Source organism: Brevibacterium sp. K11IcPPYGO002, from assembly GCF_050920635.1.
Taxonomy (GTDB): domain Bacteria; phylum Actinomycetota; class Actinomycetes; order Actinomycetales; family Brevibacteriaceae; genus Brevibacterium.
The window spans coordinates 1161859-1188359 of record NZ_CP131929.1 but is presented as its reverse complement, the minus strand read 5'-3'; the positions used below and the strand labels follow the sequence as shown (position 1 = coordinate 1188359).

Here is a 26501-nt window from a genome sequence, read left to right as displayed (position 1 = left end):
TGGGCACATGATCCTTGTGAAGAATGTGCGCCTCTTCCCGCGCACCCCCGATGCTCCCGCCGTCGATGTCGAGATCACCGAGGGACGATTCTCTCGCCTCTCCCCCGCCGAGGATGCCGCCCCCGGTCCCACCCCGACCGGTACGGGGACGACGCCGACCGGGGTCGAGGTCATCGACGGTGCCGGGCGGATCCTGCTGCCGAGCCTCGGCGATGTCCATGCCCATCTGGATTCGAATCGGATGGGCCAGACGTTCCGTCCGCACACCGCCGACGGCACTCTGCACGGGTACATCATGAACGATCGGGAGAACTGGCGAGGCGGCGAGCGCAGCGTCGCCGATCAGGCCGCATTTGCGATTGCGAAGATCATCGCTTCCGGAGGCACGCGCATCCGCTCACACGCACAGGTCGATGCCGACTGCGGTCTCGAGCGCTTCCACGGGGTCAGGGCCGCGCTCGAGGCTCATGCCGATGTCCTCGACTTCCAGGTCGTCGCGTTCCCGCAGGCCGGAATCGTGCACGAGCAGGGCGTCGAAGAGCTGCTCGATGCGGCTCTGGCCGACGGCGCGGACCTCGTCGGAGGACTCGATCCGCTGCTCTACGACCGGGATCCGGTCTCCCACCTCGATGTCGTCTTCGGCCTCGCTGAGAAGCACGGCAAGGGCATCGACATCCACCTCCACGAAGCGGGCACCGCGGGACTCTTCTCGCTCGAGGAGATCGCCGCGCGGACACGAGCCGCGGGCATGGCCGGGCAGGTCACGGTCTCCCATGCGTTCGCACTGAATACGAACCCGGAACCCGAGGTCGCCCGGGCCCTTGATGTCCTCGCCGAGGCGGGAGTGGCCCTGACGACGGTTGCCCCGGCCAAGGGTGCGCTGCCGCAGGCGCTCATCCGTGCCCGACGCATGGCTCTGGGGCTCGGTGAGGACGGTCAGCGGGACTATTGGAGCCCCTATGGTGACGGCGACCTGCTGCGCCGGACCTGGCAGCTGGCGTTCACGAATGGGTTCCGTGCAGACGCAGATATCGAAGGCTGTCTCGATATCGCCTCCCGCGGAGGAGCTCAGGTCATGGCCGGCGCCCGCCCCGACGGTTCGGCGCTGGTCGACGATTCCCGGTTCGGTCTGGCCGTGGGCGCTCCCGCCGACTTCGTGCTCGTCGAGGCCGACACGGTCACCTCGGCGATCATGGACTGCCCACGGGACAGGGACGTGTTCAAGGCGGGTCGGCTCATCGCCTCCGGCGGCGAATTGGCAGGCGGGCCGCGGCTGAGCTGAGCCTCAGCGGGCCTTCGCTGCGAGCTGGAACACGGCCTGCCCGCCTCCGACGACGACTTCCGTGTCCCCGGGCAGGGACAGTCGACCGCGCCTGCGGTCGCGGATGAGGGCGCAGAGCTCGGCGACCCGCACCGCTCCGAGGTTCTGTCCGGGCACGCCGAGTGAGATCACCCAGTCGCGCACGACGCGGCTGAGCACGGCATCGTCGAGTGCGGTGAAGACCTCCACCGGCACCGAGGCGGCTCCGCGGACCTGCTGCCCTGCCGCCTCGGCGTGGGCATCGATGAAATCGGCGTCGGCTCGGCAGAGGTCGGCGGTGCGGGCGAGGTTCGCGGTGACCGGTTGACCGAGTTCGGCTTCGAGTCCGGCCAACAGCTGCCGGGCCCGGACTCGGGTGAACGCGGTGTCGGCGTTCATCGGATCGTTCCAGATCTCGATGCCCTGGGCCTGACAGGATGCTTCGGTCTGGTCTCTGTCGAGGCCGAGCAGGGGCCGCATGAGACGACCGGCCAGCGGGCTCATTCCAGCCAGGGACCGGGTGCCCGATCCGCGCATGAGGCCGAGCAGTACGGTCTCGGCTTGGTCGCTGCGGGTGTGGGCGGTGAGGATCCAGTCGGCTCCGGCTGCGGCCCGAGCGGTTTCGAGGGCGGCATAGCGGGCGGTGCGCGCCGCAGCTTCGAGGCCTTCGTCGCCGGCGTCGATGCTCACACTCATCACCTCGGCGGGCACGCCCCAGGATTCGGCGGTGGCGGCGACCCGGTCGGCCACCTCGGCGGTGACGGTCTGCAGACCGTGATCGACGGTCAGCGCACGGGCACGGATCTCACCGCGCCGATGGAGGAACGCGGCCGCGTGCAGCAGAGCCATCGAATCCGCTCCCCCGGACACCGCGACGATGAGGCCCGGTGCGGACGCTCCTGCGTCCGCGAGTGCGGCACGAACGGCAGTGCGGATGGCAGCACTCGCCGGGTCGAGGGTCGGCCGTCTCGGCGAGGCTGCGTCGCGCGGACCCTCAGCCGTGGACACGGTCGAGCCAGAGCTGCGGATCGTGGATCTCTGCCGTGCGGGGAAGGTTCGCGGGTTCGGCATAGATGCGGGAGAAGCCCTTCTGTCCGACCTCGCGGCGGACGGCCCGGACGAACTTCGCCCCGTCGCGATATTGGGCGAGTTTGAGATCCATTCCGAGCAGATTGGTGAGGAAGCCTCCTTGGGCGGCATCGCGGCGGGCCTCGAACTTGCGGCGCAGCCGGCGCACGCTCGGGATCACTCCCGCGCCCACTTCGTCCATGACGACATCGGCGTGGCCTTCGAGCAGGGACAGGATCGCAGTGGCCTCGTCGAGTGCAGTGCGCATGTTCTCGTCACGGATGAGGTCGATGATGCTGGCCTCGCCCTTGACGATGCGCCCGAGGGTGGCGAAGAGGTCGACGATCCCGCCGACTCCCGGCATCGTCAGTCGGGTCGACACGGCCCCGGAGAGCAGGGTGCGCATATGGTCGCGCAGCCAGGGCGCGGTCGCGAACTGCACTTGATGGGTGGCTTCGTGGAGGGCCACCCACATGCGGAAGTCACGCGGATCGACGTCCATGGCCTTCTCGGCGATGAGCACGGCGGGGGCGACGAACATCAGCCGTCCCGTCTCCACGGCGAAGGGGTCGAACTGGCCGAGCACGCGGGTCGACAGGAGCGAGAGCACCCCGGCGACCTCGACGGCACCGGCCATCGCGGTGGCGGGGCTGACCGGGGCGGGCAGGGCCGCCTCGTCGAGCATTCCGTTGACGGACTGCGCGTTGGCTTTGACCCAGCTGACCTGGTCGAGGACGAGCACGGAACCGGCGGCGAGCCGCCCGCGCACAGCATCGGCGTGCTCCGGCGGCAGCAGAAACGAGTCGAGCACGAGGTCCTGAGCTGTCAGCGCATTGTCCTTCATCCCCTCGACGAGTGTCTCGAGCACACCCGGTTCGGGGACCTTCGCCGCGGAGACGAGCTCACGGGCGGTGCGGGCGGCGAATCCCTCGTCGATGATCATCGGCAGCCGCAGTTCGCGAGGGCTGTGACGATTTCGTCCACGGTCTTTCTGGCTTCCAAGATCTCGTCCTTATCCACGTCGTCGATCTGGATGGAGAATACGAGGTAACGTCCCTCCGCGTCGAGGACTCCCCCGGCCAGGGAGGTCACGGTCGACAGCGTTCCGGTCTTCGCATGCACCACCCCGGAGGCGTTCTTCTCGTCGAGGAATCGGTCATGCAGGGTGCCGGTGAGTCCGCCGACGGGAAAGTAGCTGACGAGCCCGGCCAGAGAGTCATCGGCGACGACCGAGGCCTGCAGGACGGTCGTGAGATCGTGTGGGGCGATCCGATTGTCATAGGACAGCCCCGAGGTGTCGACGAGGTGGGTGCGTCCGAGATCGACGGATTCGCCGAGGGCTTCCAGGACCGCCTTCGGACCGTTCTCGAGGCTGCCGTCCCTGCCTTGGGCGATGGCGACCTCGTTTCCGAGCACCTCGGCGACGACGTTGTCGCTGTGCACGAGCGCGTATTCGACGATCTCGGAGATCGTCGCCGATTCCACCCGGGCGAGTTCCTTCGGGTTCTCGGACGGCGTCTCGGTTTCGGACTCGTCGGCCTCCGCGGTGACGGTGATCCCGGTCTTCTTCAGCTCTTCTTCGAAGATCGAGAACGCGTCCTTGGCGGGGTGCTCGCTGCGGCCGCGCCATTCGGCGTTCGTCGATCCGATGAAGGCGGTGTCGACCATGATCGGCTGGATCGGGGTGATCACGCCCTTGGCGATATCGGACCGGGACCACCCGGAGTCGAAGTCCTCGCCGACGTAGCGGCTCGTGTCCAGGTTGAGGGCCACCTCGGTGATGTTCTGGTCTTTGAGGGCGGCCGCGGTGTCCTCGGCCAGGGTCCGCAGCCCCGCGTGCCCATTGACCGAACCGGGATCGGAATCTCCGGCCGACAGGAGCACATCGCCTCCGGCGGTCAGCGTCAGGGTGTGCGTGTCCGCATCGAAGTCCGTCGTCGTCGCCAGGCGCTTCTCCCCACCGATCGCGGACAGGGCGGCGGCCGCGGTGAGCACCTTCGTCACGGAAGCGGGAGTGCGCGGTTTCGTCTCGTCCTTCGCGTAGAGGACGTCGTCGCTGATCCCGTCGCGGACCTCGAGGCCGAAGCCCTTGACCTTCGAGTCCTTGAGCACTGCGTCGATCGTCTTCGGGATCTGCGTGGGAACGGGAGCGGAATCGTCGACCGCCGAGGCGGGGGCGGGCACCTGCCCGGCGTGAGCCTGCGGGGTGGGCACGGTCTGGACCTCGACCTGGGGGTCGGTGGTGAGCACACCGGGCAGACCGGGCACGAGGTCATAGGCGTCGACGGCGGCGTAGGCGCCGAGCACGAGAACGACGGCGCCGGCGGCGATCGCACCGCCCCTCTTCCGCCGCGATTTCCTGCGTTCGCGGCGCGGGGAGCCGGAGTCCGACGGGTTCTGCGGCGCATCGGTGTCGTTCAAACGCAGGCTCTCATTCCTCGACGACCGTGGGGTGGCCGCCGTCGGTGGGCGGTGACGGGGACTTGTACCATCTATTCTAGTGATGCACCCCTAACGTGAAGGAGCACTATGGAACTGCTGGCCACAATCGAGATCCCTCAGGGGTCCCGCAACAAGTACGAAGTCGATCATGAGACCGGTCGGGTCAAGCTCGATCGCTACCTCTACACCTCGATGCAGTACCCCGCCGACTACGGCTATATCGAGGACACCCTCGGCAACGACGGCGACCCTCTCGATGTGCTCGTGCTGCTGCCGGAGCCGCTGTTCCCCGGCGTGCTCGTCGACATCCGCCCGATCGGCATGTTCCAGATGGAAGACGAGGCCGGCGGCGACGACAAGGTTCTCGCTGTTCCCGCCGGAGATCCCCGTTGGGACTCCTACACCGACATCTCGGATGTGGACCAGTTCATGCTCGACTCGATCGAGCACTTCTTCAGCCGGTACAAGGACCTCGAGCCCGGCAAGTTCGTCAAGGGGTCGAGCTGGGCGGGCCGCGAAGCCGCCGAGGCCGAGATCAACGCCTCCATCGAACGGTTCAAGGCCGAGGGCCACTGAGCTCTCCCCTCACTCCCTGTGCTGGTCGCTCAGCACTTGTTCCGAACCGCCCGGATGATGACATCCGGGCGGTTTCGCATGTCCTCCGCCGCTGCCCGAGCGTGACGATCATCACGATTTCTTAGGTGACCCTAAGGGGCAGTGTGAGCCAGGTTATGCGATTGTCGAGTCATGAAACTCGATCATGTGTCATACGCCAGTGAACCTGACGGCTATCGTGCGACCGCCGAGCGGATCTCGGAGAAGCTCGGTGTGGTTCCCTACGACGGCGGTGTGCATCCTCGATTCGGCACCAGAAACCTCATCTTCCCCCTCGCGAACGGCCATTACCTCGAAGTCGTGGAAGCCTTGGAGCATCCGGCCGCTCTCTCGACGCCCTTCGGTCAGGCGGTCCGGGCTCGTTCCGAGCTCGGCGGCGGCTGGATGGGCTGGTGCGTCTCGGTCGACGATCTCACCGCAGTCGAATCCCGCCTCGAACGCAAGGCCGTCGACGGCAATCGCACGCCGGAGTCCGGTTTGGAACTCAAGTGGCTGCAGATCGGTGTCAAGGGGCTCATCGCCGATCCCCAGCTGCCGTTCTTCATCAAGTGGTCCGCCGACTCTTCGCAGCACCCGTCGACGTACAAGACGAATGCGGGAGTCGACATCGACACCCTGCAGATCGCCGGGGACCGCGACCGTCTGCGCGACTGGCTGGGCACTCAGGATGCCAAGCCGATCTCGGAGATCAACATCGACTGGTCCGCGCCCCACGGGACGCCGGGCATCATGTCGGTGAGCTTCAGCACGGCGAACGGCCCCGTCACCATCTGAGACCCTGCGGGGTCGCTGGTGAACCGGTGGGGCTCTGTGCCACAGCACAACAGAGTTCAGGACGATCTGTGCGGAGTTTCCCTTGAGAAACCCGCACAGATCGTCCTGAACTCGTTTTGAACGCAGCCGCTGACTATCGGCTGCGGCGCTCACTTGTCGCGGCCGTGGCCCTTGCCGTTTCCGCGGCCGTTGCCCTTGCCTCCGCCGTTGCCCTGGCCCTTGATGACCTGAACGACTGTCGGGCGCGGCATCGCAGCCACTCCCTTCTTCACGTCGGTGGAGTCGACGTAGTCGGGGAACTGCGAATGCTGATCCGAATAGGATCCGTCCTCGCCGGGGTGCTGGACGGCGACGAAGGCGGACCGGTATTCGTCGTGGATGAGCGGCCCGCAGACCTCGGCCTCACGCGGCACCGACAGGAACTGTTCGACTCGGCCGCGCTGCTTGCCCTCAATAGTCACTTTGAAGAGGCCATCACAGTAGCCGATGCCGTCGGGAGCGCCGTCGGTGGAGATCCACAGATTGCCCGCCGAGTCGAAGGCGACGTTGTCAGGGCAGGAGATCGGTGAGACCTGATCGGCGGGGAATCCCGAGAAGTATGTGGCATCGCCCTGTTTCGGGTCTCCGCAGACGAGCAGCAGGGTCCAGTCGAAGTCCGTCCCGGTGTGGTCGCCTGTCCGTTCGGTGATCTCGACGATATGGCCGTCGCGGTTCTCCGTGCGCGGGTTGGCCTCGTCGACTCCGGCCTTGCCGGAGGTTCCGCGGTCGGAGTTGTTCGTGCAGGCGACGTAGATCCGCCCGTTGACCGGGTTGGGTTCGACGTCCTCGCAGCGGTCCATCTTCGTCGGTCCGACCTTGTCCGCGGCCAGACGAGTGTTGACGAGGACTTCGTCGACGGAGAAGCCGGACACCTGCGACTTGCCGTCCTTGACCAGCGGAAGCCACTGTCCGCTGCCATCGAATTCGCCGTCGGAGGGCACGTCGCCGCTGCCGTCGATCTCGGACTTCGGGGAGTTGCCGGTGAACTTCGCGACATAGAGGTCGCCGTCGGTCAGCAGCGTCTTGTTGTGTTCGCGATCGCCTTCGATGAAGGTGTCCTTCGACACGAACTTGTAGAGGTAGTCGAACTTCTCGTCGTCACCCATATAGGCGACGGCATGACCGGAGTCGGAGATCGTGACGTTGGCGCCCTCGTGCTTGAACCGCCCCATACTCGTGTGCTTGACGGGAGTCGATTCCGGATCCCACGGGTCAACCTCGACGATCCAGCCGAAGCGGTTCGCCTCATTGGCGTAGCCGGGCTTGTTCGTGTCGAAGCGGTCGACATCGTTCTCCCAGCCGTTGGCCGAATCCTCGCTGTCGAGTCCATAGCGTTTGTCGGCCGCCGAGGTGCCCTGGGCCTTGAAGTAGGAGTTGAAGTTCTCTTCGCCGGAGACGACCGTTCCCCATGGGGTGAGTCCGCCCGAGCAGTTGCCCAGCGTGCCCTGGGTCCTGTCGCCCTGCGGGTAGTCCTTCGTCCGCAGCAGGTCGGAGCCTGCGGCGGGGCCGGTGAACTCGTATTCGGTGTCGATGAGGAAGCGACGGTTCTTCTTCCCGTTGACGTCGACCGACCACGGGGAGTTCTTGTGGCGGCGTTCGAGCTCGACGACGGTCAGACCGTGGGCCTGCCGGCTGATGGCGCGCTTGTCAGCGGCGGCCATCGACTCCGGGTACATGATCTCGTCGTTCGTGTACTCCTGGTTGGCGAAGAGCAGTGCCCGGTTCTCGTCGGACTCGTCGACCTGGATGGACAGGAAGTCGTTGTTGTAGCCGAATTGGCGACGCTGCGCTTCGGGGCTCTGGTTCTCCGGATCGAATTTCGGGGAGTCGGGGAACAGCGGGTCGCCCCAACGGACGATCGGATGCCAGGAGTAGCCCTGCGGAACGATGAACTCATCGACTTCGTGATGGACGGGGTCGATGGCGGAGAACTTCAGGGTGCCGTGTCCGGCCGCCGCGGCGCTGCCGGCGGTCGGGCTGGGTGCGGTGGTCACGGCGAGCGCCAGGGCTCCCGCGGCAGAGGCACCGAGGACGGCGCGGCGGCTGAGCTTGGCGTCGACGATGTCACGGAAGTAGCCGTTCGACGAGGTGTTGCAGGTGGCCTTGAGGCACGCGTTGTCGCATTTGAGGGCGCAGGTGACGGCGCTGCGCTTGCCGCGTACGTGGTCGGCCATCGGTAGGAATGTTCTCATTGCTTCTCTCCTCGCATCATGGTTCCGGCTCCCTCCGACAGCCCGACTGCTCGGTCCGACACCGGAGGGTTCACCCGGTCGAGACTGTCACCGGCACCTGACCCGAGTTCAACCCAAGTGTGAACACCGGGTGAACCCTGCCGCACTCAGCCGATGTCGACGAGGGCGAGCACTCCCGGGGCGAGGAATCCGACGGCGTCGATGATGACGTGCGCCCACACCAGCGGCATGAGTCTGCCCTTGCGCAGGAAGTACCAGCCGAAGATGATGCCCATGGCGACGTTGCCGATGAATGGGCCGATGCCCTGGTAGAGGTGGTAGCTGGCCCGGAAGAGCGCCAGGGAGATGATGATCGGCCACGGTCCGTACCCCAGCTGCCGCAGTCGCAGCGCCCCGAAGCCGAAGATGAGCACCTCTTCGAGGATTCCGTTCTTCGCGGCCGAGAGCAGCAGCACCGGGATCGTCCACCAATGATCGCCGAGGTTGGACGGCTGGATCTCGGCCGTGATCCCCAACGCCCTGCCGCCCGCGTACACCCCGAGGGTGCCGATGCCGATCACGAGGAAGATGAGGGCACCGTGGCCGAGGTCGCGCAGTCGGTGCCCGTCGACTCCGAGCCGGATGGGCAGCGGCCGGGCCGGTCGGTCTCGACTGAGCAGGTAGAGCCCGAGGGCGACCGGCACCAGGGCGAAGCCGATGTCCAGAAGCTGATAGATCAGGTCGAATCCGGGTCGGGGCGAGATCGAGGTGTTGAGTTTCGCCTGGGCGTCGCTGATCGGTCCGCGCGTGGCGATGTCTGCCAGGCGCACGATCGCGTAGACGGACGCCTGCCCCAGGGACAGCGTCGCGATGAGGCCGAGCTCGAACCACAGGCGCTTTCTCTCCTGCGGTTCGAGCTCGGTCGTCATGGACTCAACTCTAGCGGGGACGGCTCAGTGTTTGGGTTCACCATGCCCGTCGTCGCGGCGCGGGTGCTGGCTGCGCAGGGTGAAGTCCGTTCCCGGCGCATCGCCTCGCTCCCCGTCGGCGTCCCCGCCGTCACTGCCGGCGTGTTCGTCGCCGCGTCCGTCGTCGAGGCGGTCGGACCCCGTCATCTCCTCCGGCACCGAGGCGGCCCTGGCCGAATCCGCGGACGTCGAGTCCACAGTCGGTGCGGGCGCCTCGGTGGGAGCCTCCCCTTCTGTCCGTGTCCGGGTGTCACCGGAACCGGCGGCAGCGCCCGCACCGACAGGCACCGTGGCGGTCTCGCGCTGCCGCGCCCGGGCCTCGGCGGCGTCGAGGACCTCACCTCGGGCCATGTTCTTCACGTACTTCTTCTCGGCCCGGCGTTCCTTGACTCCTTCGAGCAGCAGGTAGAGCACGGGCACGAGGATGAGCGTGAGCAGGGTCGAGCTGACCAGACCGCCGATGACGACGATCGCCAGCGGCTTCGAGATGAACACTCCCCCGCCGGTGAGACCGAGGGCCATCGGCAGCAGAGCGAAGATCGTGGCGGCCGCGGTCATGAGGATCGGACGGTAACGCAGCCGGGCGCCGTGGACGATGGCTGTGCGCAGATCGACCCCGCGGATGCGGAAGTGGTTGATGAGGTCGATGAGCACGATCGCGTTCGTGACCACGATGCCGATGAGCATGAGCAGACCGATCATCGACGTCAGCCCCAGCGGAGTGTCGGTGATGAGCGAGAGCGCAACCGAACCGGTGGCCGCGAACGGAATCGAGACCAGCAGGATCAGCGGCTGCAGCAGTGACTTGAACGTGGCGACCATGATGACGAAGACGATGAGGATCGCCGCAAGCATCGCCAGTCCCAGCTGCGAGAACGCTTCGTTCTGCTCCTGGGTGGCGCCGCCGGTGTCGACGGCGACCGTATCGGGCAGGTCCACCTCGTCGAGGGCGGACTGCACTTCGGTCGACACGGCTCCGAGGTCATCGCCTTCGGGCGTCACGGACACGGTGGTCGAACGCTGCGAATCCGTGTGACGGATCGTCGGTGCGGTCTTGACTTCCTTGACCTCGGCGACGTCATCGAGTTCGATGAAGCGCGGCTCCGAGGTCACGGGAGCGCCCGCGTTCGGGTCGCCGCCTGCCGTACCGGTGCCGCCGGCCGCTCCGGCACCGCCAGTCGCACCACCAGCGCCACCAGTGCCACCGGCGCCTCCGGCCGCGCCGGCATCACCTGAACCGCCGGCTCCTCCGGCTGCTCCTCCGGCACCTCCTGCCGCGCCTGCTCCGCCGGCAGGCGTCGCTTCTTCCGGCTTGCCCGGGATCTTGAGTTTGCGCAGCTTCTCCACAGTGTCGGCATTGCGGTCGAAGAGCAGCACCGAATGCGAGACATCGTCGATGACGACCTCACCGATCTGCTGACCATGCATGGCACGCTGCACATACTGGCCGATGGACGCCTCGGTGAGGTTCTCCTCGGCTGCCTTCTCATGATCGACCTTGACCTCGATCACGGGCTGGACCGCAGCGATATCACTGGTCACCGACTGTGCCGAAGACACCCCTTCGAGCTTGTCGCTGACCGTCTTCGTCGCGTCCTCGAGTTCCTGTGGATCGGTGGCCGTGAGCGTGACGTCGATCGTCTGCGAACCCGGAGTCGAGCTCTGACTTGCCACCTCGACGTCGCCGGCGCCCTCGAGATCGTCGAACTGCTTCTGCAGGTCCGCGGAGATCGACTGCGCCGAGACTCCGGACTTCGTGTTGACGATATAGGTACCCGTCAGGGACGAATCGTCGGTGAAGCCGAATGACGTGCCGCCCAGCGACAGCTGGTAGTTGTCGACATCGGATTCGTCGGCGAGGATGTCCTCGACCTTCTTCGCCTGCTCCGATGCCTCGTCGAGGTCGGTGCCAGGGTCGAAGGTCTGCGAGATCTGCAGGGAATCCTGTCCGGTGTCGCCGAAGAGTTCGGTCTTCAGCTGCGGGATCATCGCTCCGGTGCCGGCGAGCACGAGCACGGCGATGAGGATCATGACGATCGGGTGCTTCGTCGAGAACGAGATCGCCGGCATATAGGTCTTCTGCAGACGCGTCACCGGCGAGTGCATTCCGGCGAGTTCGTCGACTGCCACCGTGCCGTCTTCGGTTTCGCCGTAGCGTGGACCGCCCGCGGCCACTCCGGTCGGTCCGGAACGAGTGGCGGCGTCGGCATGGGCCGAAACATCCGCAGGAGACGGACTGTCGGCACTGTCGCGGGCCCCGGTGTCCTCAGCGGCGGCACCGGCGGCGACGAGGTCGCGCTTCTTGTCGGCCTTCTTCGCCTTCTTCTTCTCCGCCCGCCACTGCGACAGCATCGACTTGCGGCTGCGGCGGATCTCCTTCTTCTCCGCACGGGTGAGTTTGACCTTCGCTTCACGCTGACGCAGGAACCAGTAGGCGAGGACGGGCACGATCGTCAGGGCCACGAACAGGGAGGAGAGCAGGGCGATGGTCGCGGTCAGGGCGAAGGGCCGGAACATCTCGCCGGTCTGCCCGGTCACGAACGCCAACGGCAGGAACACAGCCACCGTGGTCAGCGTCGATGCGGTGATGGCCCCGGCCACCTCGGAGACGGCGGCGAGGATGTTCGAGAATTTGTCACCACCGGAGGCGTGGCGCCTGCGGATCGCTTCGATGACGACGATGGAGTCGTCGACGACGCGGCCCACGGAGATCGTCAGCGCACCGAGGGTGAGCATGTTGAGGGTCTCCCCGCCCATCCACAGGCCGATCATGGCGATGAGGAGGGACAGCGGAATGGAGATGGCGGTGATGATCGTCGCCCGCACCGACAGCAGGAAGACGAGGATGACGAGGACCGCGAAGATCAGGCCCAGCCCACCCTCGTTGAGGAGGTCGTGGATGGACTGTTCGATGAAGGGTGCCTGGTCGAAGGCGGAGACGAATTCCGTGTTCTCCCCCATCATCTTCTCGAGTTCGGGCAGCTTGTCGGCCACCGCATGGGAGACGTCGACGGTGTTCGCGTCGGATTCCTTCATCACCGACACGGACAGCGAGGGTTCGCCGTTCGTGCGCGAGATCGACTCGACGGGTTCGTCGACGAGCTTGACGTCGGCGACGTCGGAGATCTGGATCGGTCCGTCCGTGCCGGAGATGACGAGGTCTTTGATCGCATCGATCGAGCGGATGCGGGTGCCGACCTCGACCGGGGCCGTGCCGTCAGCGCCCTTGAGCTCACCCGCCGAGGTGGGCACGCCGTTGGACTGGAGGATTCCGGCCACCTCGTCGAGGTTCGCCCCTTCGTCCTCGAGGTCGTCGCGGCGGATGCTGATCTCGACCTGTTTGGTCTTCGCTCCGGCGATCTGGACCTGGGAGACGCCGTCGACCTTCTTCAGCTCCGGCTCGACGATGTCTTCGAGATTCGCTGCCAGCTGGTCCTCATCGGCGTCCGAGGTCACCGACAGGGCGAGGACAGGAATATCGTCGGTGCCCATCATCATGACGTTCGGTTCGACCCCGTCGGGCAGGGTCGGCTGCACCTGGGAGACGGCGCGCTGCAGGGCACGGACGACGTCATCGGAGTCGTCGCCGTACTTCGTGCTCACGGTGATCTGCGCACTGCCCGCCGAGGATGTCGAGGTCATGTCCTCGACCTCGGGCAGTGCGGTCAGCGCCCCTTCGAGAGGGTCGGTGACTTCGGATTCGACGGCCTCGGGGGTGGCTCCCTCGTACGAGGCGGTGACCGTGGCCTGGGGATTGTCGAGGGATGGGAAGAGCTCTTGTTTGAGGGCACCGGCTCCGATGACGCCGAAGATGACGGCGACGACGGAGATGAGCGCGATGAGCGCCCGGTTCTTCAGGCTCAGCCGGGTCAGGAAACTCACAGAGGGGACTTTCTTTGTCGTAGGCAGAGGGGCGACGACGCAGAACGCCGACTCAATCAACCATCCTAGTGAGTGTCGCCTGAACCGCCCATGAGGAAAACCTGACTTCTCTGATTAACGGCTGAGCACGCCGCGCCCCGAACACCAGCTCGGTGAAACTGCACCAGCTTGGTCCCTGCACCGAGCTGGTGCAGTTTCACCAAGCTGCAGCGCATGTGCGGGTGCGTTTGAGCGCGTCACTGAGCCGGAGTGGCTGTGCGGGGGCGGGTCTCACGGCCGAAGAACCACAGGCCTGCGGCGATGACGCCGAGGACGCCGGTGAGCAGGAACGCCCACGAGTAGTCGAAGTGGTCGACGACGGCTCCGGCGATGATCGGGCCGAGGATGGCTCCGCCGTCGAGGGCCATCTGGTAGCGGGCGAGCACTCGGCCGCCCTTGCGGTCGCGGCCGATGACATCGGCGACCGTGGCCTGCTGCGCGGGGTTGGCCAGGCCGGAGCCGACGCCGGCGATGATGGAGAACGCGAAGAACAGCCAGATCGAGTCGATGAAGGCCAGCGCCGCGGTGGTCACGCCGAGGACGAACAGACCCCATTGGATGAACGGTTTGCGCCCGACAGTGTCGGCGAATCGTCCGACCACTGTCACCGCCGAGGCGTTGCCGATGGCGAACATCGTCAGGGCCAGTCCGGCCACGGCGGTATCGGCTTTGAGGGCCTGGATGGCGAAGAGCGGGTAGATGGCCACACGGATGCCCATCGCCGACCAGCCTTGGACGAAGGCGGAGACGAGCGCCGAACGGTAGGCCGAATCCTTCCACGCTTCCCGGAAGGACATGACTTCCTGTTGCTCCTTGTCCTTCTCCGCCTCCAGCCGGGCACGCCCGGATTTCGTCGAGGAGCCGAAGGATGCGGTGGAGGCGAGGAAGATGCGGACGACGATCGCGGCGATGAGCAGACCGACGGCGTAGATGACGAACGGGATCCGCATCCCCCATCCGGCCATCGCACCGCCGAGGACGGGTCCGGCGATATTGCCGACGAGGAATGCGGTGGCATAGGTCGACGACGCCTTCGCACGGGCGTCGATCGGGGCGAGACGGACGATGAGCGCCATCGCGGAGACGCTGAACATCGTCGACCCGATGCCGCCGAGTCCGCGGAAGATCAGCAGCTGCCAGTAGTTCTGGGCGAATGCGACGGCCGCGGTGGAGGCGGCGACGATGACGAGGCCGGTGATGTAGATGCGGCGTTCGCCGAAGGCATCGACGAGGCGGCCCGACGAAGGCGAGAACACGAACCGGAAGAACGCGAAGGAGGAGACGACGATGGTTGCGGCGGTGACCCCGAAGTCGAAGCTCGCCGCGAACTGCGGCAGGACGGGGGCGATGATTCCGTAGCCCAGAGCCACGATGAAGGCCGCGGCCACGAGGACATAGATCTCCTTGGGCAGGCGGCGCGTGTCCGGAGTCTCGGTGTCGGGAGTGCTCACAGGGTATCGAGGAACTGTTCGGGTTTCGGCAGAGGGCGGGAGCTCGTGGTCAGGCGCTGTCGGTAGCGTTCGGGGACGGCTCCGATGTAGAACCAGCCCATAAGCAGTTCGTGATCGTTCAGGCGGTGGAGGCGGCGGACCGGTTCGGTGTTCGTCAGGGTGCCCGAGCGCCACATGACTCCCCAGCCGGCTTGCCACAGGGCGAGTTCGAGCAGGTGGCCGGCACCGGCGGCGGTGGCGTGCTGCTCCCATTCGGGAACCTTGTCGTGTTTGACCGGTGAGGAGACGAGTGCGAGCAGGAGCTCTGCCCGCAGCGGCTTCGTATTGGTCTCGCCCGGCTTGCGGACCACTCCGGCGGCTTCGTCGAGGGCGTCGCCGAGGCGGTGCCGGTCGTTGCCGCGGATGATGAGGAAGCGCCAGGGGCGCAGGGCCTTGTGGTCGGCGACCGAGGAGATCGATCGGATGATCTCGAGCAGGTCGGAATCGTTCGGGGTCTCCGGGTCGACCTTCGAGATCGACCGTCGGGTGCTCAGGGCGTGCAGGACCGGATCGGCGACGATGTCGATCGATGACGGGGCTGAATAGTCGGGTCCGCGGCGGATGGTCGTCACGGCTGCGGTTCGGTCACTCGCCGAGGCGGCGGCATCCTCGGCGAGGTCAGCGTTGTTCTCGCTCTGCACTGAGCGGGCGGTCTGCGCGTCCTGCGCGGCGAGGTTCTTGGCCCACGGGCCGGTGTTGCCGTCGAGGAAGTGGGCACGGACCCGGTCTTTCGTCACTTCGCAGGCGTCGCCCGCGTCTGTGGATCGTTTGTGCTTCTTGTGTGCGGACTTCTTGCACTTGTCCTTCTTGTGGCTGCCCATCAGCTCACCCATTCGGCGAAGGCGGTGCGGGCCTTACTGAGTTTCGGGTCGATGATGACACGGCAGTAGCCGTTGTCCGGGTTCGCTGTGTAGAAGTCCTGGTGGACCGCCTCGGCGGGATAGAAGGTGCCGAGGGGTTCGAGGGTGGTCACGATCGGATCATCGAAGAGGGTCTGCGCGGATTCGATGGCTTCGGCGAAGTGCTGTTTCTCGGTCTCGTCGCGGTAGAACATGGCCGACCGGTACTGGGTGCCGACGTCGTAGCCCTGGCGGTTGAGGCTCGTGGGGTCATGGCCGGTGAAGAACAGTCCGAGGATGACCTCATCGGGGACGATGTCGGCGTCGAAGGTCACCTGCAGGGCTTCGGCGTGGCCGGTCATCCCGGAGCAGACCTCACGGTAGCCGGGATTGTCGGTGTGTCCGCCGGTGTAGCCGGAGATCACTTCTCTCACGCCGGTGGTCCGCTGATAGACGGCATCGAGGCACCAGAAGCAGCCGGCGCCGAGGGTGAGGGTACGAAGATCGGTCATGCAACGTATAACGATGACGCGCGCAGGTTATTCCCGGCAGGTCCCGCCTCACATCACCGGGCCGGACGGCAGAGAGAAGCCGAGCTCGGCGGCTGCCTTCTGCGTCGAGGGCTGATGCCAGAACTTCGCGACCGATTCGTTCGTCGACAAGGACCGCATCTCGGCTTTGTCCAGGAAGAGGATCCCGGACAGATGGTCGGTCTCGTGGGCGACGATGCGCGCCGACCAGCCGGAGACCTCCTCGGCGATGGGGTTGCCCTGCAGGTCGACGCCCGTCAACGCGATCTCACGGGGGCGGGCGACGACGGCCTGATAGCCGGGGATCGACAGGCATCCCTCAAAGAAGGCGACATCGTCGGCCCCGGCGCGTTCGTAGCCCGCATTGAGGACCACCCGCAGCGGCATCGGCTCCCGTTGCCGGACCCTCGCGACCTCGGGATCGCGGGCACCTGGGTCTTCGGCCACGAACATCGACAGGCCGATGCCCACCTGTGGCCCGGCGAGGCCGACCCCCGGGGCGGCGAGCATGGTCGCCCGCATCACCTCGGCGAGCTGCTCGAGCTCAGCATCGTCGACCTGCCCGTCGAAGGGGCGGGTGTCGGTGCGCAGGATCGGGTCCCCGGCCTCGACGATGGGCGCGGTCCCGCCCCCCGCCTCGGCGGCGGTGAGGACGGCGCGGATCTGGTCGGCGATCAGTGCATCGGCGGCGTTCACGAGGCGGTGTCTCTTCAGTTCGCGCGGGCGACGATGAGTTCGGCGTGCTTGAGCAGCGGGGCGTCGATCATCTTGCCCTCGAAGGAGAACGCGCCCTTCTCCGTCTTCGCCAGGTCGAGCACGGACTGCGCCCAGGTCAGCTGTTCGTCGCTGGGGCGGAAGGCGTCGCGGACGACGGGCACGTGGTTGGGGTGGATGGAGACCTTGCCGGAGAACCCCGACTGCACGGCATCCTCGGCCTCGGCTGCCAGACCTTCGAGGTTCGGGATGTCCGCCCAGATCGAGTCGAGTGCGAACTTGCGGTGGGCCCGAGCGGCGAGCAGGGTCTGGCTGCGCACATGCGTGGCCACGTCCCGGTAGCCGCCGTCGTCGTTGCGGGAGGAGCCTCCGCCGAGGTCGGCGATGAGATCCTCCGAACCCCACATCAGTGCGTAGACGTTGGGGGCGGCGGCGATCTCGGCGACGTTGACGGCCCCGAGGGCGGTTTCGATGAGCGCGATGACCTGGAATCCGGACAGGATCGACACATCGGAGGCAAGCTCTGCCTTCGGCAGCATCACGGCCGTGTACTCGGTGCGTGCAAGCATCTTCAGATCCTCGCCGAGGTGGCCCGAATCGTGGGAGTTCACCCGCACGACCGTGCGGGATGGGTCGAGCGGGAAGTCGACGATGGACTCCCGTGCGGCGGCTTTGTCAGCCTCGTTGACGGCGTCTTCGAGGTCGAGGATGACGATATCGGAGCGTTCGGCCGCTTTCGTGTACCGGTCGGGACGATCGCCGGGAACGAAGAGCCAGGCGGGTTTGAACTCGAGTGACATATGGGGGCTCACTTTCCGGTGTCGGTCTGATCGGCGGACTCGGTCGCGGACGTCGTGGTTGCCGACTCGTGGCTGGAGTCGAACATCATCGCCTGGCGCATAGCCTTCGCGACGAGCTTGCCGTCCTGGTTGTAGCCGCGGTGTTCGAAGGTGACGATTCCCTGACCGGGACGGGACTTCGAATTGCGTTTGTCGAGGATCGTCGTCTCCGCGTAGAGGGTGTCGCCGTGGAACATCGGAGAGGGGAAGCTGACCTCGGAGAAGCCGAGGTTTCCGACCGTCGTACCCTGAGTCAGCTGGGACACGGACAGACCGATGAGGGTCGCCAGGGTGAACATCGAGTTGACGAGGCGCTCGCCGAAGGGTTCGGTGGCCGACCAGGCGGCGTCGAGGTGCAGGGCCTGGGTATTCATGGTCACGGCCGTGAACCACGTGTTGTCCGCCTCGGTGATGGTGCGGCCCGGTGCGTGCCGATAGGTGGCGCCGACTTCCATCTCGTCCAGCCACAGACCTCGTTGTGCAATGACCTTGTCACTCATGTAACGCTCCTCACTCGTCGTGATTTGAGTTTATCGCCATTCACCGGACCCCTGCGACCCGGGGGTCAGGTCGGGGTTGCCGACTGTCATTGACGGCGTCGTGGTCCCAACAGCGCACCGAGGGCGGCTCATCCGGCATGGAGTCCGGGTGAGCCGCGTCGGTGCGGTCAGCGTATGCTGCTGACCTCGGTATCGAGTTCGTTGAAGGCCGATGACCAGCCGTCGTACGCGCTCGCATCCGTCCCCGAGTCGCCCGGCAGGCCGGTCAGCGAGAACGTCATGCGGGTGCGGTCGGCGGCCAACTCCTCGAGTGCGACGCTCACGCGCGGGGCATCGTCGACCTCGCCGGGACTCCCCCAGGTGAAGTCGAGGCGCACGGGCTCGTCGATGTGGAGGTACTTCCCGGCCGTCGGGAACTCCTGTCCCGTGTCGGGAATGCGCATCGTATAGGTGTATTCGCCGCCGACCCGCAGGTCGACGGAGACGGATTCGCGTGGGGTGACCAGAGTTTCGGGGTGGAACCAGCGGGCCATGACGTCCGGGTTCGTCCAGGCTTCCCAGACGCGGGCCCGCGGTGCGGCGAATTCGCGGACGATGGTGAAGCCGGGTTCTCCCGCCTGTGCGCTGTTCGGATCGGTCACCGGGGTGTCCGTTTTTGCTATGGTGTCGGTGCCGCTTGTGATGTCAGTGTTCTCGGCGTTCATCGCTGTTCTCCCCTTTGAGTCGTGCATGAAGTCTGCGTTGTGCGTGATGTCTGCGCTGTTCGGTTCGTCGTTGACGTTGATGGTCGGTCCACATATCGGTCTGCGGCGGACGGATCGGTCGTTGAAGGGTCGGTGGGCACCTCCTCGGCGAGGATGCGATCGAGATTGTCGAAGCGCTGCTGCCAGTCGTCGTGCGCCGCCTGCAGCCAGCCGGCCGCCTCGGTGAGGGAATCGGGGTTGAGTGCGACGATGCGCTGCTGCGCGGATTTCGATCGGGTGATCAGCCCCGCCGTCTCGAGCACCTTGAGGTGCTGGGAGACTGCCGAACGGCTGATCGGCAGCGGCTCTGCGAGCTCACCCGCGGTCCTGTCTCCACCGCGCAGCCGATCGATGATCGCCCGACGCGTCGGATCGGCAAGCGCCGAGAAGACGAGATCCATACTCATTTAAGTATCCCTTTAATTAAGTATTTACTACAATACACTCTTCGGCCGCCCCGTCAAGGGAGCCCTTGGACGATCCGCGACAGGGGTACGGCGCCACCGGATGGGACCTCTCAGGACACTTGCGCCCAACCCGACTAGGCTGGAAGGAGCCGCTCCGGCCCACCCCGAGCTCGAGGAGAGACATGGATCGCGATTCGATCGACTGCTGGCTGACCGACATGGACGGCGTCCTGGTCAAGGAGAACAATCCGCTGCCGGGAGCCGCAGAGCTGCTCGCCCAGTGGCGCCAGGCCGACATCCCCTACCTGGTGCTGACGAACAACTCCATCTACACCGCTCGCGACCTCTCCGCCCGGCTGCGCTCGAACGGGCTCGACGTTCCCGAAACGAACATCTGGACCTCGGCGATGGCCACCGCGGATTTCCTGTCCAATCAGGTCGAGCACGGCACCGCCTATGTCGTCGGCGAGGCGGGGCTGACCACGGCGATCCACGAGGCCGGGTTCGTCATGACCGAGCACGACCCGGACTTCGTCGTCGTCGGCGAGACCCACTCCTACTCGTTCGAAGCGATCACGAAGGCGATCCGCCTCATCGATGCCGGCTCCCGCTTCATCGTCACGAACCCCGACGCCACCGGCCCCTCTCCGGAGGGTGTTCTGCCGGCCACCGGCGCCATCGCCGCCCTCATCACAAAAGCGACCAACCGCGAACCATACGTCGTGGGCAAACCGAACCCGATGATGTTCCGCTCGGCGCTGAACAGGATCGGCGCCCATTCGATGAGCACCGCGATGATCGGCGACCGCATGGACACCGACATCATCGCCGGAATGGAAGCGGGCATGCACACGGTCCTCGTGCTCTCGGGAATCTCCACCGCCGAGGATGTCCGCCGCTTCCCGTTCCGACCCAACGAGATCGTCGACGGCGTCCACGAGCTGCTCGACGTGCCGCTGGAGAGCCGCGGCGAGCTCGGCCCCGATCCCACCGGCTCCGCCTGAGACACATACTCCTTCGCCGACACACCCCAGGCACCGAGAAACGGGGACAGGCACCCCAGGCGCCGAGAAACGGGCTGAGTGTCGAGAAACGCATGTGCGCACCCGCTTCTCGACGCTCAGCCCGTTTTTCGATGGAACCAGCCCCCACACAACTTAACGTTTAATAGCATTTGCTTGCATTTGCGCATCTTTGGAGTCATCCTTGATAGATGCTCCGAGTGCTGACGACGAAGCAGCTCCGTGGACTCGGCATGTCCCGCAGACAGCTGGCCGAAGCGAAGCGATGCTGCCTGCGCCTCGTCAGGAAGGGTCACTACGTGATCCGCAAGTCGTGTGATGCTGACCATCACGGACCCATCCGCGGTCTATCCACGGATCGCGACACTTCGTTCCCAAAAACCTTCGGAGATCTGCGGGACGAAGCCGAGGAGCTGCGGGTCCAGATCGCATGCCGCCTCGATGAGCTTCTGCCTGGGGATGTGTTCTCCCATGTTTCGGCTGCGCTCATCCACCGTCTTGACCCAGCCGTTCTCGAATCGCCGAAAGTCGAGATCTCCAGGGACTCCCCTACCCGCAATTACGATGGTGTGTTCATCTACTCGCGCAGACTTCCACCGGAACAGGTCTCATCCGCGTTCGCCTATCCGGTCACTGCTCTGCCCAGGACTCTGGCTGACATTGCCCTTGACCGTTCGCTCGAGGTTTCCGTCCCGCTCATCTCTCAAGCACTCCGCTCGGGAGAGGTGGGCCGGGCAGACATCACCGATCTGCTGGCGAAAGGGCAACGCGGACGCCGAAGAGCCCTCTTGGCGGTTGATCTCTCGAGCGCCGAATATGAATCTCCAGCCGAGGCGGTCTGTGCGGTCAAGTTCCATCGCTTCGGAATCACCGGAATGGTCCCGCAGGTCGACACCTTCACAGAGTCGGGAAGGTTCATCGGACGCAATGACTTTCGGCACAAGTTCGCTGCTGTCGCAGTGGAAGTCCACGGTCTCGGCAAGTTCTATCTCAACCCTCACGGCCCCGATGAGGCGGCCAAATTGAGTCATCAGCGCAATATGGATCTTCTCAATGCCGGTTTCAAGGTCTTCAACCTGAGCTTCGGCGACCTCTTCAGGCCTCGCATCTTCGCTGCGATCAAGCGGGCCATCGAGACGACTGATCAGCGAAAAACGGGCTGAGTGTCGAAACACGGGTGTGCGCGCCCGTTTCTCGGCGAAGCAACCTGTCCCCAGCACGGCTACTGCAGCGATGATGTCAGGCGCATGACGGATTCCATGTACCGACGAGGCCATGGGCGCTTCTCCCATTCCTCCAGGGTGAGTTCGCGGCTGACGTCCTGATAGTCGGCGACGACGTCGACGATGTCGTCGACCAGGTCGCCGCCCGTGGTCAGCAGGCTGATCTCGTAGTTGAGGCCGAAGGAGCGCATGTCCATGTTCGACGAGCCCATCACGGCGTAGGTGTCATCGACGATGAAGCACTTCGTGTGCAGCACGGCGGGTTTCGGGTACAGGAAGATCCGCACACCTGCTTCGAGCAGCGACCGGTAGTAGGACGACTGTGCCCGGTCGACCATGTACTGGTCCGCCTGCTCGCTGACGTAGAGTTCGACGTCGACCCCACGCCTGGCCGCGGTCTCGACTGCGGCCAGCAGCGATTCGTCGGGCACGAAGTAGGGGCTGACGATGGCCAGACGCGTCTGCGCCAGGTACATCATCGAGGTGAAGACCTTGAGGTTCGGCGAGGTCGTGAATCCGGGCCCGGAGGGGACCAGCTGCATCGCGCTCGTCGCGCCGCCGACCGGCGGCTCATTGCCGTCGCGGTCGTAGGGGCGGATGCCCAGCGCCTGCCCCGATTCGGAGTACCAGTCGGTGGAGAACGCCGCTTCGATTCCGGCGACGATGGGCCCGGAGAGTTCGACCATGATGTCGTGCCAGGTCCGGCCGATCTGAGAGTTCTTCCTGTTGAGGTAGCTCGAATCGATCATGTTCTGCGACCCCATCATCGCCCGCTTGCCGTCGATGACGAGCAGCTTGCGGTGGTTGCGCAGGTCGATGCGCCGGGCCTTGCCGCGCCACGGAATGAACGGCAGCATCAGGTGCCATTCGATTCCGGCGGCGTCCAGTCGCTTGCCGAGCCGGTGGAACCCCGGATACTTCCTCGACCCGATATGGTCGAAGAGGACACGCACCTCGACCCCGCGCGCCGACGCCCGCTCGAGCGCCCGGAAGAAGACATCGGTCGTCGAATCCCACGCCATGATGTAGATCTCGACGTGGACGTAGTCGGCGGCGTCGTCGACGAGTTCGGCCATCCGCGCAATCGACGCTTCGTAGTCCGAGATCACCCCGTGGCTGTCGCCGGTGACCATCGGCAGTGCGGTCAGCGCCCGCCCCAGTTGGGCGACGGAGACGAATTCGGGCTCGGCGACCAGAGACGGCGGCACGTCCGGCAGGTCGTCGGCACCTTCGTGCATGAGTTCGTTCGCTTCGGCCTGGATCCGCGCCCGGCGCTGATTGATATACGGGCTGCCGAGCAGCAGGAATGCGGGAATGCCGACGATCGGCACGAACAGGATGAGCAGCAGCCACGCCGATGACGATGACGGGCGACGGTTCTCCGGCACCACACCGACCGCGATGATCTTCACGATGTATTCGATGACGATCCACGTCGTCGTCGCCACCGATGCCACCATGCTGAGATCCATCTGCTCCCACTTCCCCTTCGGTCGCCGTCTCACCTCACGGTGATATCGGATAAGAATATCGCCCGCCGAGGCGGACCTGCACGTCCGTACGGATGTGCGGCGCCGCCTCGGCGGGCGATGATGGTGCTCAAGCTCGGTCGGGTGACCGACGGGAGGTCGGCACCCGCACCCGAGTCAGGCGATGAACTGAGCTCAGAGTCCGAGTTCGCGGGCGATGAGCATGAGCTGGACCTCGGTGGTGCCTTCGCCGACTTCGAGGATCTTCGAGTCGCGGTAGTGGCGAGCCACGAGGTATTCGTTCATGAAACCGTAGCCGCCGTGGATCTGCGTGGCGTCGCGCGCATTGTCCATGGCGGCCTCGCCGGCGATCATCTTCGCAATGGCCGCTTCCTTCTTGAACGGGAGTCCGGCGAGCATCCGCGAAGCCGCGAGGTAGTACGCCGACCGGGCTGCGACGACGCGTGCTTCCATGCGGGCGATCTTGAAGGAGATGCCCTGGAAGTCGGCGATCGGCTTGCCGAAGGCCCGGCGTTCCTTCGCGTACTTCACGGACTCGTCGACGCAGCCCTGCGCGGCGCCGACGGACAGGGCGCCCACGGCGATGCGGCCCTCGTCGAGGATACGCAGGAAGTTCGCGTAGCCGCGGCCCCGTTCGCCGAGCAGGTTCTCTTCGGGCACCTGCACATTGTCGAAGGTCAGCGGGTGCGTGTCCGAGGAGTTCCAGCCGACCTTGTCATAGGCCGGTTCGGCGGTGAAGCCGGGGGTGCCGGTGGGGATCATGATCGTCGAGATCTCCGGGACTTCGCGACCCGAACCAGAGGTTCGGGTTCCGGTCACGGCGGTGGCGGTGACCAGGCGGGTGATGTCGGTGCCGGAGTTCGTGATGAAGCACTTGCTGCCGTTGATCGTCCAGGTCCCGCCCTCCAGAGTGGCCTTGGTCCGGGTGCCGCCGGCATCGGATCCGGCCTCGGGTTCGGTCAGGCCGAAGGCGGCCAGGCCCGAGGCGTCAGTGAGCTTCGGCAGCCATTCCTTCTTCTGCTCTTCGGTGCCGAAGCGGTAGATCGGCATCGCTCCGAGCGAGACTCCGGCTTCCAGGGTGATGGCCAGGGACTGGTTGACCCGGCCGAGTTCTTCGATGGCCAGGCACAGGGCGAAGTAGTCGCCGCCCATTCCGCCGTACTCTTCGTCGAAGGGCAGACCGAACAGGCCCATCTCGCCCATCTTCGCAACGAGGTCGTAGGGGAACTCGTGCTTGGCGTCGAGTTCGGCTGAGACGGGTGCGACCTCTTCGTCGGCGAATTTCGCGACACCTTGGCGCAGGTCTTCGTATTCTTCGCGCAGCATGCCCGGAACAAAGGTTTCCATTGTTTCCTCCCCGCTTGTGGCGTGGTTGTGGTGTGAGTGGCTGGTGACTATTCGGCGGCTTCTGCGACGGCCTCGGCTGCGGCTTCGTCGACGACGGTGGCGAGCACCTCGTCGAGGGCGACCTGGGCGCCTTCGACGGCGGTGACGGTGACGATTCCGGCTGCGGGTGCGGTGAGCACGTGTTCCATCTTCATCGCTTCGACGACGACGATCGGGGCTCCCTGTTCCACTGCGTCTCCGGTCTCGACCTTGATATCGACGACGGAGCCGGGCATCGGTGCGAGCACCTCGGCGCCTTCGAGTCCCGGCGTCAGCGACGAATCTGCCAATGGCCGGGTGAAGACGTGGATACCGGTGTCGGTGCTCACCCAGATGCTGCGGTCGCGGGCATCGGAGAAGATCCGGGCGGTGTGCTGGATCCCGTCGAGGGTGACGTGCCACAGTCCGTCGGCATCGACATCGACGGCTCCCGCACGAGCCTCGACTTCGGCCGCCTGTCCTCCGGTGGCCAGGGTGACCGTGGGGCGGAAGTCCGGGCGTGAGGTGCGCCAGGCGCTCGGTCCTGCCCACGCCGAGGCGGTCGACCGATTTGCGGTCAGCTCGGCGGCTGTGACCGGTCCGGTCAGGGTCGTACCGGCCGCTCCCCCCGTGACCGTGACGGCTGCCGCCGCCAGCTGCGCGTGGGTCTCACCGGCGGTGTGCGCCAGCTGATCCTCGCCGAGGTTGTCGATGAGTGAGGTGTCGAGGTCACCGGCGACCACCTCGGGCAGGCTCATGAGAGTGCGCAGGAAGTCGATGTTCGTCACGATTCCCGGAACCGCCGAGGCGGCGAGCGCGGAATCGAGGCGGGCGATGGCTTGGGCGCGGTCATCGGCGCGGACGATGAGCTTGGCGATCATCGGGTCGTAGTCCGAGGCGATGGTCTGCCCGGCCTCGAGTCCGGCGTCGACGCGGATGCCCTCCCCGTCCGGGAAGACGACGTCGAGGGCGCGACCGCCGGTGGGCAGGAATCCGCGCGAGGGATCCTCGGCGTAGATTCTCGCTTCGATCGAGTGCCCGGTCATCGTGATGTCGTCCTGGGTCAGCGGCAGCTCTTCGCCCGCGCCGACACGCAGCTGGAGTTCGACGAGGTCGACTCCGGTGACCTCCTCGGTGACGGGGTGTTCGACCTGCAGTCGGGTGTTCATCTCCATGAAGAAGAACTCGTCGGGACGGTCGGCCCCGACGATGAATTCGACGGTGCCGGCGCCGACGTAGCCGACGGATTTCGCGGTCTCGCAGGCGGCCTGGCCGATTCGGGCGCGGGTCTCTTCGTCCAGCAGCGCCGAGGGCGCTTCCTCGATGACCTTTTGATGGCGGCGCTGCAGGGAGCATTCGCGTTCACCGAGGTGGATGACGTTGCCGTGAGAGTCGGCCATGATCTGGACCTCGATATGGCGCGGAGTGGCGACGAGACGTTCGAGGAACAGGGTGTCGTCGCCGAAGGAGCTCGCGGCTTCGCGGCGGGCAGTCTGCAGTGCCTCGGCGAGCTTGCCGGCTTCGAAGACCGCGTGCATGCCTTTTCCTCCGCCCCCGGCTGAGGGCTTGATGAGCACGGGGAAGCCGATGTCCGACGAGGCGGCAATGAGGGACTCGTCGCTCATGGCGGCGTCCTTCGTGCCGGGCACGAGCGGCACGCCACGGGAGGACACGGCCTGCTTCGCGGTGATCTTGTCGCCCATCGTCCGGATCGCGTCGGCCCCGGGGCCGAGGAAGACGATTCCGGCGTCGGCGCAGGCGGCGGAGAATTCGGCGTTCTCAGACAGGAATCCGTAGCCGGGGTGGATGGCTTCGGCGCCCGTGGCCTGCGCGGCGGCGATGACCTTGTCGATGCGCAGGTAGGACTCGGAGGCGGCCGCCGGGCCCAGGTGGACCGCGGTGTCGGCGGCCCTGACATGGGCCGCATGGGCGTCGGCGTCGGAGTAGACGGCGACGGCGCGGATGCCGAGGCGGCGGCAGGTGCGGATGACGCGCAGGGCGATCTCGCCGCGGTTGGCGATGAGGACGGTTGTGAACATTT

Annotated in this window: 22 protein-coding genes; 5 read left to right on the top strand and 17 right to left on the bottom strand. The window is 65.9% G+C overall.

Translation table 11 applies throughout. The features are described 5' to 3' along the window. Positions 1-7: 7 nt before the first annotated feature. Positions 8-1282, top strand: a complete 1275-nt coding sequence (locus tag QYM46_RS05295) for an amidohydrolase family protein (protein WP_211168070.1) — start codon at positions 8-10, stop codon at positions 1280-1282. A gap of 3 nt (positions 1283-1285) precedes the next feature. On the opposite strand, the gene tilS is transcribed toward QYM46_RS05295, so the two are convergent. The 3 genes from tilS to dacB are packed head-to-tail and all read right to left on the bottom strand — an operon-like array spanning position 1286 to position 4789. Further along, entirely contained in the window at positions 1286-2308 is a 1023-nt protein-coding gene (gene tilS / locus QYM46_RS05290; protein WP_432791143.1) for a tRNA lysidine(34) synthetase TilS, read from the bottom strand. Then, positions 2295-3311 (bottom strand): zinc-dependent metalloprotease, encoded by a 1017-nt coding sequence (locus QYM46_RS05285; RefSeq protein WP_169251619.1) that lies wholly within the window; start codon positions 3309-3311, stop codon positions 2295-2297. The genes tilS and QYM46_RS05285 overlap by 14 nt, the downstream gene beginning before the upstream one ends. Next, positions 3308-4789, bottom strand: coding sequence for a D-alanyl-D-alanine carboxypeptidase/D-alanyl-D-alanine endopeptidase (dacB, locus tag QYM46_RS05280; protein WP_432791142.1), 1482 nt, complete (start codon positions 4787-4789; stop codon positions 3308-3310). The genes QYM46_RS05285 and dacB overlap by 4 nt, the downstream gene beginning before the upstream one ends. A 108-nt stretch (positions 4790-4897) precedes the next feature. Here dacB and QYM46_RS05275 point away from each other — a divergent pair, with 108 nt between their 5' ends. Together QYM46_RS05275 and QYM46_RS05270 are read left to right on the top strand one after the other, a co-directional pair. Next, positions 4898-5386 (top strand): inorganic diphosphatase, encoded by a 489-nt coding sequence (locus QYM46_RS05275; protein WP_169251617.1) that lies wholly within the window; start codon positions 4898-4900, stop codon positions 5384-5386. 171 nt (positions 5387-5557) lie between these two features. Then, entirely contained in the window at positions 5558-6199 is a 642-nt protein-coding gene (locus tag QYM46_RS05270; protein ID WP_432791141.1) for a VOC family protein, read from the top strand. A 149-nt stretch (positions 6200-6348) separates the two neighbouring features. On the opposite strand, the gene QYM46_RS05265 is transcribed toward QYM46_RS05270, so the two are convergent. The 11 genes from QYM46_RS05265 to QYM46_RS05215 form a co-directional block, all read right to left on the bottom strand. Then, positions 6349-8430: a PhoX family protein gene (locus QYM46_RS05265; RefSeq protein WP_169251615.1), complete on the bottom strand. Its 2082-nt coding sequence runs from the start codon at positions 8428-8430 to the stop codon at positions 6349-6351. 146 nt (positions 8431-8576) lie between these two features. After that, positions 8577-9338, bottom strand: coding sequence for a CPBP family intramembrane glutamic endopeptidase (locus QYM46_RS05260; RefSeq protein WP_169251614.1), 762 nt, complete (start codon positions 9336-9338; stop codon positions 8577-8579). Between the two features lie 24 nt (positions 9339-9362). Then, entirely contained in the window at positions 9363-13259 is a 3897-nt protein-coding gene (locus QYM46_RS05255) for an efflux RND transporter permease subunit (RefSeq protein WP_432791140.1), read from the bottom strand. A 236-nt stretch (positions 13260-13495) separates the two neighbouring features. Further along, positions 13496-14749: an MFS transporter gene (locus QYM46_RS05250; RefSeq protein WP_432791139.1), complete on the bottom strand. Its 1254-nt coding sequence runs from the start codon at positions 14747-14749 to the stop codon at positions 13496-13498. Next, a complete protein-coding gene (locus QYM46_RS05245; protein ID WP_432791138.1) occupies positions 14746-15621 on the bottom strand; it encodes a nitroreductase family protein in 876 nt (291 codons plus the stop codon). Before QYM46_RS05245 ends, QYM46_RS05250 begins: the two co-directional genes overlap by 4 nt. After that, positions 15609-16139: a peptide-methionine (S)-S-oxide reductase MsrA gene (msrA, locus tag QYM46_RS05240; RefSeq protein ID WP_432791137.1), complete on the bottom strand. Its 531-nt coding sequence runs from the start codon at positions 16137-16139 to the stop codon at positions 15609-15611. The genes QYM46_RS05245 and msrA overlap by 13 nt, the downstream gene beginning before the upstream one ends. A 48-nt stretch (positions 16140-16187) precedes the next feature. After that, the gene (locus tag QYM46_RS05235; protein WP_169251610.1) at positions 16188-16853 is read right to left on the bottom strand and encodes a peptide deformylase; all 666 of its coding nucleotides are present in this window, start codon (positions 16851-16853) and stop codon (positions 16188-16190) included. Positions 16854-16867: 14 nt separating this feature from the next. Further along, a complete protein-coding gene (locus QYM46_RS05230) occupies positions 16868-17671 on the bottom strand; it encodes an HpcH/HpaI aldolase/citrate lyase family protein (RefSeq protein WP_432791136.1) in 804 nt (267 codons plus the stop codon). An 8-nt stretch (positions 17672-17679) separates the two neighbouring features. Beyond that, the gene (locus QYM46_RS05225) at positions 17680-18210 is read right to left on the bottom strand and encodes a MaoC family dehydratase (RefSeq protein WP_432791135.1); all 531 of its coding nucleotides are present in this window, start codon (positions 18208-18210) and stop codon (positions 17680-17682) included. 167 nt (positions 18211-18377) lie between these two features. Next, positions 18378-18914 (bottom strand): SRPBCC family protein, encoded by a 537-nt coding sequence (locus QYM46_RS05220; protein ID WP_432791134.1) that lies wholly within the window; start codon positions 18912-18914, stop codon positions 18378-18380. Continuing rightward, entirely contained in the window at positions 18911-19360 is a 450-nt protein-coding gene (locus QYM46_RS05215) for an ArsR/SmtB family transcription factor (protein ID WP_432791133.1), read from the bottom strand. The genes QYM46_RS05220 and QYM46_RS05215 overlap by 4 nt, the downstream gene beginning before the upstream one ends. Positions 19361-19542: 182 nt before the next feature. Here QYM46_RS05215 and QYM46_RS05210 point away from each other — a divergent pair, with 182 nt between their 5' ends. Further along, positions 19543-20364 carry an HAD-IIA family hydrolase gene (locus tag QYM46_RS05210; protein WP_169251605.1) on the top strand — a complete coding sequence of 274 codons (822 nt, stop codon included), beginning with the start codon at positions 19543-19545 and terminating at the stop codon, positions 20362-20364. A gap of 209 nt (positions 20365-20573) precedes the next feature. Then, positions 20574-21545 carry a hypothetical protein gene (locus QYM46_RS05205; RefSeq protein ID WP_432791132.1) on the top strand — a complete coding sequence of 324 codons (972 nt, stop codon included), beginning with the start codon at positions 20574-20576 and terminating at the stop codon, positions 21543-21545. A 59-nt stretch (positions 21546-21604) separates the two neighbouring features. Here QYM46_RS05205 and cls read toward each other — a convergent pair whose 3' ends face one another. The 3 genes from cls to QYM46_RS05190 all read right to left on the bottom strand — a co-directional run bounded on the left by cls (position 21605) and on the right by QYM46_RS05190 (position 26499). Further along, positions 21605-23077, bottom strand: a complete 1473-nt coding sequence (cls, locus tag QYM46_RS05200) for a cardiolipin synthase (RefSeq protein ID WP_169251603.1) — start codon at positions 23075-23077, stop codon at positions 21605-21607. Positions 23078-23269: 192 nt separating this feature from the next. Then, on the bottom strand, positions 23270-24442 hold the full coding sequence (locus QYM46_RS05195) for an acyl-CoA dehydrogenase family protein (RefSeq protein ID WP_432791131.1): 1173 nt from the start codon (positions 24440-24442) through the stop codon (positions 23270-23272). A gap of 47 nt (positions 24443-24489) precedes the next feature. Further along, positions 24490-26499, bottom strand: coding sequence for an acetyl-CoA carboxylase biotin carboxylase subunit (locus QYM46_RS05190; RefSeq protein ID WP_432791130.1), 2010 nt, complete (start codon positions 26497-26499; stop codon positions 24490-24492). Positions 26500-26501: the final 2 nt, after the last annotated feature.